Below are 12,966 nucleotides of genomic sequence, written 5' to 3'. Positions count from 1 at the left end.
GGGCCGCTCTTCATCAGCGCTTCTCGGCGGTCTTCCGCGGATCGTCCGCCAGAATGCGCGCGGCGAGCCGTCGTACCTGCTCCTCCACGGGCTGGCCGCGGCTGACGAACAACTCGTACCCGTACCTCTCCGTACGCTCGCCCGGCCCCAGGACCCGCTGAAACTCCACATCGACCCCCTCGGGACTGGACAGCTCCCCGGGCATGCCGGGCTCCGCGCGTCGCGGCGAGACATCGGTGAGGACACAGCCCCACCGCTCGAACCAGCCGCTCTCCACCAGGGCCTGTCCGAGCAGCCGGGCGGCGGTGTCCACCGGCTCCTCCCAGCCGCGGTCCGCGGCGGCCCGCGCCAGCTCGGTCTCGTACTGGGCGGCGTCGAAGCGGAAATCCGGGGGCAGGGCGGCGCTGTTGCTGGTGTTCTCCCAGTCGTCCCAGATCACCTGATCGTTCTCGCGCCGCAGGGTGACATACAGCGCGCCGCAGCACCCGGCGGTGCAGACCGGCTCGGTGACCATGACCCGGCGGGGCTCCTCCGTGGCCGCCAGCGGCCAGCTCCCGGCCGGGCCCGTCCAGTGGCGGCAACTGTGCGCCACCCCTTCCGGGTGCACCTCTCTGAGGACGTCCACACCGTCGATCAGAGGCCGCACCTCGGCCCAGGGGTCCGCCGCCCAGTCCACCGGAATGATGTGCCGCAAGGTCAACGTACTGATCGCCAGCTGATCGCCCATCCCCACATGATCTCAGCCGGTCACTCCCGCGTCGCGGGCCCGGAGGGCGGCTTGGACGCGGTTGGTGACTTCCAGCGCGGACCGGCCCCGGCCGGTGACCGTGGGGCGGTCAGCGGCTCCCGGACGCCGCGAACGGCACCTGCGCGGCGGGCTGCGGAGCGGCGGCGGGACCGGCCGGGTGGGACCACAGGCCCTGCTGCCGCAGGCGCGGCAGCACGCCCTCGCCGAACCAGTACGCCTCCTCCAGGTGCGGGTAGCCGGACAGCACGAACTCGTCGATCCCGATCCGGTGGTACTCGGCGATCCGCTCCGCCACCTCCGCGTGGCTGCCGACCAGCGCCGTACCGGCGCCGCCGCGCACCAGGCCGATGCCCGCCCACAGGTTGGGGTGGATCTCCAGGCCGTCCCGGCCACCGCCGTGCAGCGCCAGCATGCGCCGCTGGCCCTCGGACTCGCTGCGCCCGAGCCCCTGCTGTACGGACTTCACCGTCTCCGGGTCGAAGCCGTCCAGCAGCCGCTGCGCCTCCGCCCACGCCTGCTCGCTGGTGTCCCGGGTGATGACGTGCAGCCGGATGCCGAAACGGACCTTCCGGCCCTCCTTGGCCGCGAGCCCCCGGATCCAGGCGATCTTCTCCGCGACCTGGGCGGGCGGCTCGCCCCAGGTGAGGTACACATCCGAATGGCGCGCCGCCACCTCACCGGCGAGGGGGGAGGAGCCGCCGAAGTACACCTCCGGCACCGGGTCGGGCAGCCGGGCCAGGGAGGCGTCCGCCACCTGGAGGTGGTCGCCCGCCACATCCACCGTCTTGCCGTCCCACAGCCCGCGCACGATCTCCAGGAACTCACCGGTGCGCCGGTAGCGCGCCTCCTTGTCGAGGAAGTCGCCGTACGCCCGCTGCTCATGGCTCTCGCCCCCGGTGACCACGTTCAGCAGCAGCCGACCGCCCGTCTGCCGCTGGTACGTCGAGGCCATCTGCGCGGCGAGCGTGGGGGAGACGAACCCGGGCCGGAACGCCACCAGGAACTTCAGCCGCTCGGTGTGCTGGCTGACCATGGCGGTCGTCAGCCACGCGTCCTCGCACCAGGCCCCGGTCGGCGTCAGCGCCCCGACGAAGCCGAGGTCCTCGGCGGCGCGGGCGATCTGGGTGAGGTAGCCGACGGACGGCGGACGGTCGCCACCGGCCGCGGTCACGGGCGTTCCATGGCCGCCGCCGACGACATGGCGGCTGTCGCCGTTGGTGGGCAGGAACCAGTGGAAGGTGAGGGACATGGGATGCGGCTCCGATCAGGGGTTTTCTTGAGGGGGTGTTACAGAAGGCCGTGCCGGGGCGGCCTGGTGCCGTTGAGCACATAGCGGCCGATGTGCTGGACCTTCCAGCGCGGCGGGTCGTGCAGGGTGTGGGTCCGGGCGTCCCGCCAGTGGCGGTGGAGGTTGAGGGAGTCCAGCGCCGCGCGGGTGCCGGACACCTCGAAGAGCGCGCTGCCCGCCTCCACCGCCGCCGTGGCCGCCGACACCTTCGCGGTGGCCACGGCGATCGACGCCTCGGCCGCGGTGTCGTCGGTGAGATCCGCGCGGGCGGTGTCCACCGCCCGCGCGGCGGCCGACAGCAGCGCCTCGGCCGCCCGCACCTGGATGGCCAGTTCACCGAAGCGCTGGATGAGCAGCGGATCCTCGGCGGCCGTCTCGAATCCGCTCTCGAACCACGGACGGCTCTTGGTACGGACGAACGCCACCGCCTCCGCGAGCGCGCCCGAGGCGATTCCCACGTCGATGGCGGCGTGCAGCAACTGCGCGACGGAGCCGTGCAGTTGGGGACCTCGGAAGGTGAGGTGGTGCGGCACCACACGGTCGGCGGGCACGTCCACGCCCTCCAGCCGTACGGTGCCGCTGGCGGTCGTACGCTGCCCCATGCCGTCCCAGTCGTCCACCACGCTCACGCCCGGCGCCTCCCGTGGCACGTACGCCACGTACAGCTCCCCGTTGTCGCCGCGCGCCAGCACCGGGATCCAGTCGGCGAACAGCGCGCCGGTGGAGTAGTGCTTGACGCCCGTCAGCAGGTACGAGCCGTCGGGGCGGGGTTCCAGGCGGGTGCGGATGTCCTGGATGTGCTTCGTCCCCGCCTCCGACTGGGCGTTGCCGAACCGCCGCCCCGCCAGCACCTCGCCGAAGAAGAACCCCTGCTGCTCCGAAGTGCCCTGGCGGCGCAGCACATTGACGTACACGAAGTGGCTCTGCGGGATCTGGGCGAGGCTGGCGTCGGCGGCGGCCAGCAGCCGGAACACCTCGGCGAGGGTGACCGCCGAGACGTCCGCGCCACCGTGCCCGGCCGGGACGGTGATGGCCAGCAGCCCGGACGCGGACAGCCGGTCCAGCTCCGCGCGCGGCAGGGTGCGCTCGGCGTCGCGCCCGGCCGCGCCCGTACGGAACTCCTCGGCCAGCTTCGCGGCCGCCTCCAGCGCCTCCGCGTCGTCGGCGATGCGGTGCGCCTCATGGGTCGGGGACGTCATGGCGGCGGTCAGCTCGCCGCCGCGAGCAGGGGCTTGTACCCGAGCGCCACCGAGAACTGGTCGACGACCTGCTCCAGCGCCTCGGCCGCGCCGGGGGTCACGATCACCCCGCCGTCCGCGGTGGCGGTGATGTCCTTGTCGAGCGTGAACCAGCCCTGCACGATGTGCGCGGCGCCCATCGAGGACAGCACCGGCCGCAGCGCGTAGTCGATGGCCAGGACGTGTGCCGTGGTGCCGCCGGTGGCCAGCGGCAGCACGGTCTTGCCCGCCAGCGCGTACTGCGGCAGCAGGTCCAGCAGGGACTTCAGCAGCCCGGAGTAGGCGGCCTTGTAGACGGGGGTGCCGACGACGATCCCGTCCGCCTGCTCGACCAGCGTCTTGGCGCGGACGATGTCCGGATGCGCGAAGTCGGCGCCGAGCAGCGCGGTGGCGGGGATGGTGCGCACGTCGAGCGGGACCACCTCATGGCCCTGCTCGGCGAGGCGGGCGTCGAGGTGGCGCAGCAGCCGACCGGTGCGGGAGGTGGCGGAGGGGGAGCCGGAGATGGACAGGATGGTGGCCATGGAGGCCCCTTTCGAGGAAGTGGCGAGCGGCGGTGTGGCGAGCGGCCGTGTCGCTGGCGGTGTGGCGAGGGGGTGGCGGGCGGTCAGGAGTACCAGGTGGGCTCCGGGAGTTCGGCGGTCAGCACATGGCGGCCCACCTCGCGGCGCTTGTAGGCCACCGGGTCGTGCAGGGTGTGGGTGCGGACGTTGCGCCAGAAGCGGTCCAGGCCCTCGGCGGAGGCGGTCGAGCGGGCCCCGGTGACCTCGAAGATGCGGCTGGTGACCTCCAGCGCGACATCGGTGGCCCGCGCCTTCACCGCCGCGACCCTGACCTCGAACTCGCCGCGGTCCTGCTCGGTGACCGCGTCCGGGTCCTCGTGCAGCCGCTGCCCTTCGGCGGCCACGGCGTCCGCGAGCGCCTCGGCCGCCCACAGCTTGGCGGTGAGATCGCCGTAGGTGTCGATGACATGCGGCTCGTCGACCGCCGTGTCGAACCCGCCGTGCAGCCAGGACCGGGCCTTCTCGCGGGTGTAGACGGCGGCGGTCTCCAGCGCACCGGCCGCGATGCCCAGGTAGAAGCTGACGAAGACCAGCTGGATCGTCGGCACGTTGAGGGTGTTGTAGACGCGGGGCCGAAACTCCTTGTCCACGTATCCGGCGGCCGCCGCCCAGGGGACCCGTACGCCGTCGAGCGTGACGCTGCCGCTCTCGGTGAGCCGCTGGCCGATGTTGTCCCAGTCGTCGTGGAAGGTCAGTCCCTCGCTGTCGGACGGGACGATGGCGAACACATGGCGGTCGGTGCCCTCGAAGACACCTTCCAGCACGGTGACGTCGGAGACCTTGCTGCCGGTGGAGAAGGACTTGTGGCCGGTGAAGGCGATGGTGTCGCCCTCGTCCCGGACAACCACGTCGTGGTCGCGCGGGTTGACGGCGCCGCCGAAGAACCACTGGTTGCGGGCCGCGTCGGCCTCGATCTGCTCCCACTGCTCGCGGGTGCCGACCAGCCGGGCGGCCCAGTTCCACAGATAGTGGTAGCCGAGCAGCTGGCCGATGGAGCCGTCGGCCTTGGAGATCTCCCGGACCACGCGGTAAGCGGTCGTCCAGTCCTGGCCGCCGCCTCCGTGCGCGGCGGGGCCCAGGAGGGTGACCAGGCCCGCGTCCTTCAGCAGCTGGACCTCGGCGTACGGGGTGGCGCCCGCCTGGTCGCGGGCGGCCGCGTCGGTGGCCAGGACCCCGGCCACCTCGGCGGCGCGGCCGATCCAGCCCTCCGGGTCGGTGGGGCGGGTGCGGGTCGTCCAGTCGGGGCGGGTGGCGGTGCTCATGGGTGTTCCCTTCCGGGCGTGCGTACGAGGTGCGTGCGTACGGGGATCAGGTCAGGGCGGGCGCGGGCGCGGTGTCCGGCAGCTGGGCCTCCAGCTCGCGCACCAGCGGCAGCACGCGCTTGCCGAAGTACTCGACCTCCTCGTGGTAGTGGAGGAAGCCGAGGAGGAACAGATCGACGCCGAGCCGCTTGTAGGCGACGATGCGCTCGGCGATCTGCTCGGGGGTGCCGATCAGCCCCGTACGGAAGCCGTCGTTGTACTGCACCAGATCCTCGAACGAGGAGTCCTGCCACATGCCCTTGCCGTCGGCGGTGGACTGCCCCGCCTGCTGGACCGCGTCGCGGAAGCCGTGCACGGCGTCCTCGTTGGCCTTGGCGACGATCTCGCGCAGTGTGTCGCGGGCCTCGGCCTCGGTGTCGCGGGCGATGAGGAACGCGTTGAGGCCGAAGCGGGGGGCTCGGCGGCCCACGGTGGCGGCGGAGGCGCGGACGTCCCGGAGCTGTTCGGTGACGCCGTCGAAGTCCTTGCCGTTGCTGAAGTACCAGTCGGAGACCCGGCCCGCCATGGCGCGGGCGGCGCTGGAGTTGCCGCCCTGGAAGATCTCCGGATGCGGGCGCTCCGCGCTGTTCAGGGGCTTGGGCTTGAGCGAGAAGTCACGGATCCGGTAGAAGTCCCCGGCCAGCTCGGCGTGGTCCTCGGTCCAGATCGTGCGCAGCGCGCTGATGAACTCCTCGGCGCGGCGGTAGCGCTCGTCGTGCTCCAGCCACGGCTCGCCGAGCGCGGTGAACTCGCCCTTGAACCAGCCGCTGACCACGTTCACCGCGAACCGCCCGCCGGACAGCTGATCGGCGGTGGCGCCGAGCTTGGCCAGGACGCCGGGGTGCCACAGCCCGGGGTGGACGGCGGCGATGACCTTCAGCCGCTGGGTGGCGAGCAGCAGCGCGAGGCTGAAGCTGGTCGACTCGTGCTGGTACTCGGCGCCGTAGCTGGCCATGTACCGCACCTGGCTGAGGGCGTAGTCGAAGCCGTTGTTCTCGGCGAGGACGGCCAGCTCGCGGTTGTACTCGTAGCCCCAGTCGGTGCGCTGCTCGATGGTGCTGGTGACCAGGCCGCCGCTGACGTTGGGCACCCAATAGGCGAACTGCAGCGGGTCGTTGGGGAATTCGGTAGGCGAATCTGCGGGCATGGGGAACTCCCGGAATGTGCATACGGGCATGGCGAATCAGCGCCTGGCGGGGAATTCAGGCGCACACGGAATACGGCCGACGCGCGACGGTCGGATCAGACCGTCAGGCCGTCATGTGAGGGGAGGAGAGAGGGGGGAGAGAGAAGGGGGGCGACGCGGAAGACGCGAGGGGATCCGTTGATCCGTGGCGTTCGCTCAGGCCCGACAGCAACAGGACGCGCTGGAGACACGCGCAAGGTCGACGTGGCGTCGCCGCGTGAGGTCCTGTTGCTTCATGGCATCGATACAAGCAGGGGAAAGTCCGGCCGGTCAAGAAGTCCCGGCCGGATTCCATATCCCGGACACGCACACATAAGCGGCTGGGCCGGGGAATCCCGCGTCGGCGAACGCGCGGATCTTCTCCGGCTCGGTGGCGATCAGCATGCCCGCCAGCTGCTGCTTGGGGTTACTTGCGGTAAACGTGGATGTTCCGCAGATAGCAGTCGGAGCGCGCGGACATCCCCGCCCGGCCGTAGAGACCGCACTTGAAGTAGTGCGTCCCCGCGCCATGGTCCTTGAAGGTGGCCTGGAACTCCCGGTTGACGAAGATGTGCACCGAGCGCGCGGCGGTGTCGTGCACGACGTTCAGTCGCAGCGTGGTGTCGTAGATCGGCCGGTAGATGACCTGGTCCGTCTTGTCGTAGTAGGTGAGGCTGTTGTTGTTCATGGCGAGCGCCATGAACGCGGTCGACTGCGTGGCCGCGCCGAAGACCTGCATGACGCAGACCCGGTGGGCGGACGACTTCACCGTCATGTCGCACTCGAACTGCGCCTGCCCGGAGGTGTAGTCGTTCTTGATCCGCAGCTCACTGCGGGGCCCCGAGTCCTGGCCGGGGAAGGTGCTCGGGTCGGAGTCGTAGACCCAGAAGTGGTGCTCCCCGGTGGAGCTGTCGTACGTGTGGCGTGTCGCGCCCGGCGGCTGGTGGACGGTGTACCCGGGGTTGATCTCCGTCCACCCCGATCCGATGGGCGAGGCGTGTGCGGGGGTCGCCGACAGGCCGAGGCCGGTCAGCCCCCATCCGGTCGCGGCCGCGCCGCCGAGCAGCGTTCGTCTGCGCATGTCCCCTCCGTGTCTCCGGTAAAGGTCCAGACCTGACGTAGCGTCAGGAAGCTAGGCCCAAACATCGGAGGTTGTCAAGGAGTGAATAACCATTTCCCGGGGTGTGCGAGGGCGTGTCAGGGTCGGCGGATGAGTGCTTCCCGGGCTTCCCGTGCTTCCCGATGTGACCTGCTGCGCTGGCAGTTCGACCTGACCTGGTCGCTCTTCGAGTACCACCTGGAGCGGATCGAGCCCGAGGACTTCCTCTGGGAGCCCGCGCCGCTCTGCTGGACGATGCACCAGGCCGCCGACGGCACCTGGGTCCCGGATTGGGCCGACACCGAACCCGACCCCGTCCCGGTGCCCACGGTCGGCTGGGTGAGCTGGCACATCGGCTGGTGGTGGAGCGTGACCATCGACCACGCGCGCGGGCGGGCGCCCCGGGAGCGGAGCGAGATCGTATGGCCGGGGGCCGGGGCGGCGACCGTCGCGTGGCTGCGCGGCCTGCGCGACGAATGGCTGGCGGTGCTGGACGGGCTCTCGGACGCCGAGCTGGACGCCACCGCCTCGTTCCCGTGGCAGAACGATCCGCAGTACACCGTGGCCCATATGGTCGGATGGGTGAACGCCGAACTCATGAAGAACGCCAGCGAGATCGGCCAACTCCGCATGCTGCGGGCCGCGTCAGCGGAGTGACCGAGGGTGCCGCGCGGGGGTCAGCCGTCCGAGCTGTCCCCCGAGTTCTGCCCCGAACTCCGGTTGCTGGACTTCGACGCGGCGCGCGTCACCTCGCCCAGCGCCAGGGTCACCCTGGACACCCCACGCACCCAGCGCGGCCCGCCCCGCGCCGCCCACACGACGCAGACACACCCTCCGACGACGAGCGCTAGGACGGCGGCCAGGAGGAGCACGATCATGCCCATCACTCTCTTTCTGTTGTGGTTCGCGCAATCCTGCCAGCGTTACTGTTCCGCGCGTAACCGACCAGGACCGCGGCATCCTGGGCCGCCCCACGCCGTGCCTCCCGGGGTGTCACCGGCCGCCCTGTGCGCGCAGCCACCGCAGGGCGACGGCCCCGAGCCCGGCATGCAGCAGACCGGCCACCACGGCGACGGTGTGCAGCCCGGCCACGAACGCCGCCTTCGCGTCGTGGGCGGCGGCGGGTGCGAGACCGGGCAGCTGGAGGGTTTCGTCCAGCGCGGGGGCGAGATCCGGCCCCTGGAGCCGGAAGACCAGCGTGGCGAGCGAGCCGAGGAGCGCGATCCCGAGGGCGTTGCCGATCTCGTTGCTGGTCTCGGCGATCGCGCCCGCCGCCCCCGCCCGTTCCGCGGGGACCGCCGCGACCGCGGTGTCGGCGACGACGCTGAAGGAGATGCCGTAGCCGACGCCCGCGAGCGCCGTCGAGGCGACGTACCAGCCGACCCCGCCGGTGACCGTGGTCGGCAGCAACAGCACCACACCGGCCGCGATGGAGAAGTGGCAGACGATGAGCGCGGCCCGCTTGCCGAAGCGGCCGACGGCCATCGGCGTGACGACGCAGGAGACGGTGAGGACGACCGCGCCGGGAAGCGCCAGGAGCGCCGCGTGCACCACGGTCAGGCCCAGGACCGACTGGAGGTAGACACCGGTCAGATACGCCGTCACCGACCACGCCGCCAGTGGCAGCAGACCGGTGATGATCGCGATCGTGAAGACGCGGTCGCGGAAGAGTGAGAAGTCGATCAGCGGGTGGTCGAGATGCCGCTGCCGACGCGCGAACCACATCAGCGACGCGGCCCCGAGGGCCATCGCCGCGACCGGCGGGACGGACACCCCTTGTGCGGCCACCCGCTTGAGGCCGTAGACCGTGAGCAGCAGACCTCCGGCAGAGGCCACCAGGCTGAGCGCGTCGATACGGCCCTGGTGCCGCTCGCGCACCTCGCCCAGCAGGACCGGCGCGACCGCGAGGAACACGGCGATGACCGGGAGGTTGACCAGGAACACCGACCCCCACCAGAACCGCTCCAGCAGTGCGCCGCCGACGATCGGACCCACCGCGAACCCCGCGGCGAACGCGGCGGCGAAGACGCCGATGGCCCGCGCCCGGAGCCGCGGGTCGGGGAACAGCTCGCTCAGCACGGCCAGCGCCGAGGGCAGCAACGTCGCCCCGGCCACGCCCATGAGCGCCCGGCACGCGATGAGAAGCTCCGGGCTCGGCGCGAACGCCGCCCCGGCGGACCCCGCGCCGAACACGGCCGCGCCGATCAGCAGCAGCCGCAGCCTGCCGTAGCGGTCGCCGAGGTTGCCGAAGGCGATCAGCAGGGAGCCGACGGCGAAGCCGTACACGTCCAGGATCCAGAGCGCCTGATCGGCGGTCGGGGTGAGGGCCTGGCTGATCCGGGGCATCGCCAGGAACAGGATCGATCCGTCCATGGAGACGAGCAGCACCGGTCCGAGGATCGCCCCGAGCCCGAGCCACGATCGCAGGCCGGGGGAGCGGTGCGCGCACTGTTGAGTCATGGTGCCGACGGTCCTTCGGACGTGGCCCGGCAACCATCCCCGTGCCGTGGGTATCCCCAGCAGGTACACCCACCGGCCGGGATGAAGGGCCTAGGCTCGGCCGGGTGGAAGACCTGGGTACGTTCCTCAAGCGCCGCCGTGACCGGATCACCCCGGCCGAGATCGGCCTGCGCACCTACGGCAGCTCCCGCCGCGTACCCGGTCTGCGGCGTGAGGAGCTGGCCCAGCTCGCCGGGATGAGCGCGGGCTACTACACCCGCCTGGAACAGGGCCAGGCCGACACCGCCTCCGAGCAGGTGCTCGGCGCCCTCGCCCGGGTGCTTCGGCTCGACCGGGTCGAGACCCTCCACCTGCACAACCTCGCCCGGCAGCCCGGGAAGTCCGGCCTCCGCGAACCGCCGCCGGAGCAGCCCCATCCGCGCGTCCTTGCCCTCCTGGAATCCCTCGGCGAGGCCACCCCGGCGATCGTCCTCGGCAGGCGCGGCGACGTCCTCGCCTGGAACCGCACCGGGAACGCCCTCGTAGCCGAGCACCTCGCCTTCGACGCGCCCCGGGACCCGGCCCGGCGTCCGTCGATCCCCCGGATGTTCTTCCTCGACCCGCTCACCCGCGACCTGTACCGCAACTGGCCCGACCTCGCCCGCATCCACGTCGCCTACCTGCGCCTCACCGCGGGCCGCTACCCCACGGACGCGCGCCTGGCCGAGCTGATCGGGGAGATCACGATGCACAGCGACGACTTCGCGACGATGTGGGCCACCGGCGACGTCGCCGACTGCACCACGGGCCCCATGCGGCTGCGCCACTCCACGGTCGGTGCCCTGGACGTGTCGTACCAGGTCTGGCTGCAGCCCGACAGCCCCGACCACCGGCTGGAGATCTACACCCCGGACGACCCGGCTTCCGCCGACGCGCTGCGCATCCTGGCGCATCAGGCGGCCGGGTGAGGTGTGCCCTTGGGGCGTGATGTCCGCTACCGTCCGCCGGATGACTCTCTCTCACGACGTGTCGGGCTCACACGACGAATCGGGGCCCGGCCCGGCCCTGGTGCTGCTGCACTCCTCGGTGTGCGACCGGCGCATGTGGGCCCCGCAGTGGCCGGTGCTGGTCGCCGCCGGATACCGGGTGGTCCGGTGCGACTTCCGGGGGTTCGGCGATTCCCCGGTGGCCGACCGCCCGTACGGCGATGCCGCGGATGTCCTGGACCTCCTGGACCACTTGGGCATCGAGCGGGCCGCGCTGGTCGGCTCCTCGTACGGCGGCAAGGTCGCCCTGGAAGTGGCGGCCACCCGCCCGGACGCCGTCACGGCCCTGGCGCTGCTCTGCTCCGCCCTGCCCGGACACGTACCCGGCCCCGCGCTGCGGTCCTTCGCCGAACGGGAGGACACGCTGTTCGACGCCGGGGACCTCGCGGCAGCCGTCGAGCTGAACGTGGCGACGTGGCTGGGGCCGGAGGCCGGTGAGGAGACCAGGGAACAGGTCCGCCGGATGCAGCGGCACGCCTTCGAAGCGCAGCTGACGGCCGAATTCGACCCCACCGAGGGGAAGTTCGACCTCTCGCGGATCGCGGCACCCTGCCTGGCCGTATCCGGCGCCCACGACCTCCCGGACTTCCGCGAGATCGCCGCCCACCTGGCGGCCCGCATCCCCGCCGCCCGCCACCTGGAACTCCCCTGGGCAGGCCACCTGCCCAGCCTGGAACGCCCCAACGCGGTCACCGATCTGCTGACCCGCTTCCTCCACGAGACGGCCCCCACCAACTGAAGGCGTTCAGCCCCAGCCGTCGAGGGACACCTGCGCGCCACCGCTGAGGTACTGGCCGAGGGCGCTGCCGGTTGTCGATACGAACGCGTCCGGAAGCGCGTCGGTGTCCACCCAACGCACCTGCGCGTGCTTTCCGGGCTCCGCATTGACCGGCTCACCGGCCCATTCGTGGGTGGCGAAGACGACGGTAAGGAAGCCCCCTGGCGCCTCGACCCCCCACGCGCCATGAATGACGTGCGCGACGCGCAGAGACGCCGGGTCCACAACCAGCCCGGTTTCCTCGCGCAGCTCCCGGACGGCGGTATCCGTGATGGGCTCGCCGGGGTCGCACTTGCCGACCGGGAGATCCCACATGCCCTGCCCGAACTTGGCGTTGGGGCCGCGCTGGAGAAGGACGACTCGGCCCTTCTCCTCGTCGTGGACGATCACACCGGCTACCAGGAGCGTCATCGATTCGGTGGCGGGCTTGAGCGCTCGGGGCTTGTCACCGGTTCTCTGTTCGGCCACGGCGGTCCCTTCGTCGGCGGGGTGGATTCGCATGCTAGAGCAGGACCTCCCGAGCACGGCGGGCAAGTTCTGTGGCCCCGGGGACCTTGCGTCGCCGGTACACGGCGAGTGTGGGGCGAATGGAGGTGATGGCCTTGTGGGTACGGTCGGACGCCATGCCGTCCATGAGATCGAGGGCTTGGCCCCAGGCGGCTACGGCTTCATCGGCGCGGGCCTGGGCGGCAAGGCTGTCGCCGAGGTCGGCGTATGTGAGCACGTGGACACGCTTGTACTTCTTCGGATCCCAGCGGAGGAGGGCTGCGCGATGCTGCTGCTCGGTTCCCGGGTGGTCGCCGAGGTCGGTGAGTGTGCGGGCGGTGTGGCTGGCGACAGTTCCTGCCGCTGGGCCGCTGACCAGGGAGAAGCTGGGCTGGGTACCGTCACCGCGAGTGAGGGCGTTCTCGGCGTCCAGGAGCGCCTTGGCGGCCGACGGCGGCGTAGGCGCGGGCGCGGGTGATGTGCAGCAGGGCCTCGGTCTGGCCGTCTACATGACCGAGCCCGCGTCCCAGAGCTGCTTCGATGAGATCGACGCAGTGATGGGGTGGCAAGCAGTTGTTGGTTGAGTGTGTATGAGTGCGTTCTAGCGTGTGCGAGTGAGTATCCGGGCTGTGGACTGCGCGATTCCAGGGGAGGGAACGGGGGTTCCCGGATCGAAAGCGTGACCTTTTCGCGGGTGTGGTCGTTGGGTGGGTGATGGGCGTGTTGCCGCCGGGCTCGCGGAACGGGAGGGTGCGGGGTGGGTGTGCTGCGTGAGCTGTCGGCGCCGTTCGTCGTCCCCGGTCCGTCCGGTGTCG

Annotated in this window: 13 protein-coding genes and 1 pseudogene; 3 read left to right on the top strand and 11 right to left on the bottom strand. The window is 71.3% G+C overall.

The genetic code is table 11. The features are described 5' to 3' along the window. Nucleotides 1–13: 13 nt before the first annotated feature. The 7 genes from ACWC5C_RS32405 to ACWC5C_RS32375 form a co-directional block, all read right to left on the bottom strand. Nucleotides 14–727 carry a hypothetical protein gene (locus ACWC5C_RS32405; RefSeq protein WP_450881287.1) on the bottom strand — a complete coding sequence of 238 codons (714 nt, stop codon included), beginning with the start codon at nucleotides 725–727 and terminating at the stop codon, nucleotides 14–16. 109 nt (nucleotides 728–836) lie between these two features. Beyond that, nucleotides 837–1,997, bottom strand: coding sequence for an LLM class flavin-dependent oxidoreductase (locus tag ACWC5C_RS32400; protein ID WP_450881285.1), 1,161 nt, complete (start codon nucleotides 1,995–1,997; stop codon nucleotides 837–839). A 38-nt stretch (nucleotides 1,998–2,035) separates the two neighbouring features. Continuing rightward, a complete protein-coding gene (locus ACWC5C_RS32395; protein ID WP_450881283.1) occupies nucleotides 2,036–3,235 on the bottom strand; it encodes an SfnB family sulfur acquisition oxidoreductase in 1,200 nt (399 codons plus the stop codon). Nucleotides 3,236–3,243: 8 nt separating this feature from the next. Continuing rightward, nucleotides 3,244–3,798 (bottom strand): NADPH-dependent FMN reductase, encoded by a 555-nt coding sequence (ssuE, locus tag ACWC5C_RS32390; protein WP_450881281.1) that lies wholly within the window; start codon nucleotides 3,796–3,798, stop codon nucleotides 3,244–3,246. Between the two features lie 83 nt (nucleotides 3,799–3,881). Then, the gene (locus ACWC5C_RS32385) at nucleotides 3,882–5,099 is read right to left on the bottom strand and encodes an acyl-CoA dehydrogenase family protein (protein WP_450881279.1); all 1,218 of its coding nucleotides are present in this window, start codon (nucleotides 5,097–5,099) and stop codon (nucleotides 3,882–3,884) included. 46 nt (nucleotides 5,100–5,145) lie between these two features. Beyond that, entirely contained in the window at nucleotides 5,146–6,285 is a 1,140-nt protein-coding gene (sfnG, locus tag ACWC5C_RS32380; RefSeq protein ID WP_450881277.1) for a dimethylsulfone monooxygenase SfnG, read from the bottom strand. A 445-nt stretch (nucleotides 6,286–6,730) separates the two neighbouring features. Then, a complete protein-coding gene (locus ACWC5C_RS32375; RefSeq protein WP_450881275.1) occupies nucleotides 6,731–7,384 on the bottom strand; it encodes a polysaccharide lyase family 7 protein in 654 nt (217 codons plus the stop codon). 129 nt (nucleotides 7,385–7,513) lie between these two features. On the opposite strand from ACWC5C_RS32375, the gene ACWC5C_RS32370 reads away from it, so the two are divergent. Further along, complete coding sequence (locus ACWC5C_RS32370) at nucleotides 7,514–8,059, top strand: DinB family protein (protein ID WP_450881273.1); 546 nt, start codon at nucleotides 7,514–7,516, stop codon at nucleotides 8,057–8,059. 20 nt (nucleotides 8,060–8,079) lie between these two features. On the opposite strand, the gene ACWC5C_RS32365 is transcribed toward ACWC5C_RS32370, so the two are convergent. Next, complete coding sequence (locus ACWC5C_RS32365; RefSeq protein WP_450881271.1) at nucleotides 8,080–8,280, bottom strand: hypothetical protein; 201 nt, start codon at nucleotides 8,278–8,280, stop codon at nucleotides 8,080–8,082. 115 nt (nucleotides 8,281–8,395) lie between these two features. Beyond that, nucleotides 8,396–9,862 carry an MFS transporter gene (locus tag ACWC5C_RS32360; protein ID WP_450881269.1) on the bottom strand — a complete coding sequence of 489 codons (1,467 nt, stop codon included), beginning with the start codon at nucleotides 9,860–9,862 and terminating at the stop codon, nucleotides 8,396–8,398. A 104-nt stretch (nucleotides 9,863–9,966) separates the two neighbouring features. Between ACWC5C_RS32360 and ACWC5C_RS32355 the strand changes: the two genes are divergently transcribed. Further along, nucleotides 9,967–10,809: a helix-turn-helix transcriptional regulator gene (locus ACWC5C_RS32355; RefSeq protein ID WP_450881267.1), complete on the top strand. Its 843-nt coding sequence runs from the start codon at nucleotides 9,967–9,969 to the stop codon at nucleotides 10,807–10,809. A 40-nt stretch (nucleotides 10,810–10,849) separates the two neighbouring features. Beyond that, entirely contained in the window at nucleotides 10,850–11,626 is a 777-nt protein-coding gene (locus tag ACWC5C_RS32350; protein ID WP_450881265.1) for an alpha/beta fold hydrolase, read from the top strand. A gap of 6 nt (nucleotides 11,627–11,632) precedes the next feature. Here ACWC5C_RS32350 and ACWC5C_RS32345 read toward each other — a convergent pair whose 3' ends face one another. Together ACWC5C_RS32345 and ACWC5C_RS32340 are read right to left on the bottom strand one after the other, a co-directional pair. Further along, nucleotides 11,633–12,166, bottom strand: coding sequence for an NUDIX domain-containing protein (locus tag ACWC5C_RS32345; RefSeq protein WP_450881263.1), 534 nt, complete (start codon nucleotides 12,164–12,166; stop codon nucleotides 11,633–11,635). Nucleotide 12,167: 1 nt separating this feature from the next. After that, nucleotides 12,168–12,717 (bottom strand): annotated as a pseudogene (locus tag ACWC5C_RS32340) (tetratricopeptide repeat protein); the annotation flags it as partial. Nucleotides 12,718–12,966 lie beyond the last annotated feature (249 nt).

Source organism: Streptomyces sp. NPDC001700 (genome assembly GCF_053596435.1).
Note: the sequence above shows the minus strand (reverse complement) of the source record. Positions and strands in the feature narration are given on the sequence as shown.

Excerpts from the sequence above, each read along its gene's own strand:
- ACWC5C_RS32370 (WP_450881273.1), top strand. The coding sequence starts at position 7,514 with ATGAGTGCTTCCCGGGCTTCCCGTGCTTCCCGATGTGACCTGCTGCGC.
- ACWC5C_RS32350 (WP_450881265.1), top strand. The coding sequence starts at position 10,850 with ATGACTCTCTCTCACGACGTGTCGGGCTCACACGACGAATCGGGGCCC.
- sfnG (WP_450881277.1), bottom strand. The coding sequence starts at position 6,285 with ATGCCCGCAGATTCGCCTACCGAATTCCCCAACGACCCGCTGCAGTTC.
- ACWC5C_RS32405 (WP_450881287.1), bottom strand. The coding sequence starts at position 727 with ATGGGCGATCAGCTGGCGATCAGTACGTTGACCTTGCGGCACATCATT.
- ACWC5C_RS32345 (WP_450881263.1), bottom strand. The coding sequence starts at position 12,166 with ATGCGAATCCACCCCGCCGACGAAGGGACCGCCGTGGCCGAACAGAGA.
- ACWC5C_RS32365 (WP_450881271.1), bottom strand. The coding sequence starts at position 8,280 with ATGATCGTGCTCCTCCTGGCCGCCGTCCTAGCGCTCGTCGTCGGAGGG.
- ACWC5C_RS32400 (WP_450881285.1), bottom strand. The coding sequence starts at position 1,997 with ATGTCCCTCACCTTCCACTGGTTCCTGCCCACCAACGGCGACAGCCGC.
- ACWC5C_RS32395 (WP_450881283.1), bottom strand. The coding sequence starts at position 3,235 with ATGACGTCCCCGACCCATGAGGCGCACCGCATCGCCGACGACGCGGAG.
- ACWC5C_RS32385 (WP_450881279.1), bottom strand. The coding sequence starts at position 5,099 with ATGAGCACCGCCACCCGCCCCGACTGGACGACCCGCACCCGCCCCACC.
- ssuE (WP_450881281.1), bottom strand. The coding sequence starts at position 3,798 with ATGGCCACCATCCTGTCCATCTCCGGCTCCCCCTCCGCCACCTCCCGC.
- ACWC5C_RS32375 (WP_450881275.1), bottom strand. The coding sequence starts at position 7,384 with ATGCGCAGACGAACGCTGCTCGGCGGCGCGGCCGCGACCGGATGGGGG.
- ACWC5C_RS32360 (WP_450881269.1), bottom strand. The coding sequence starts at position 9,862 with ATGACTCAACAGTGCGCGCACCGCTCCCCCGGCCTGCGATCGTGGCTC.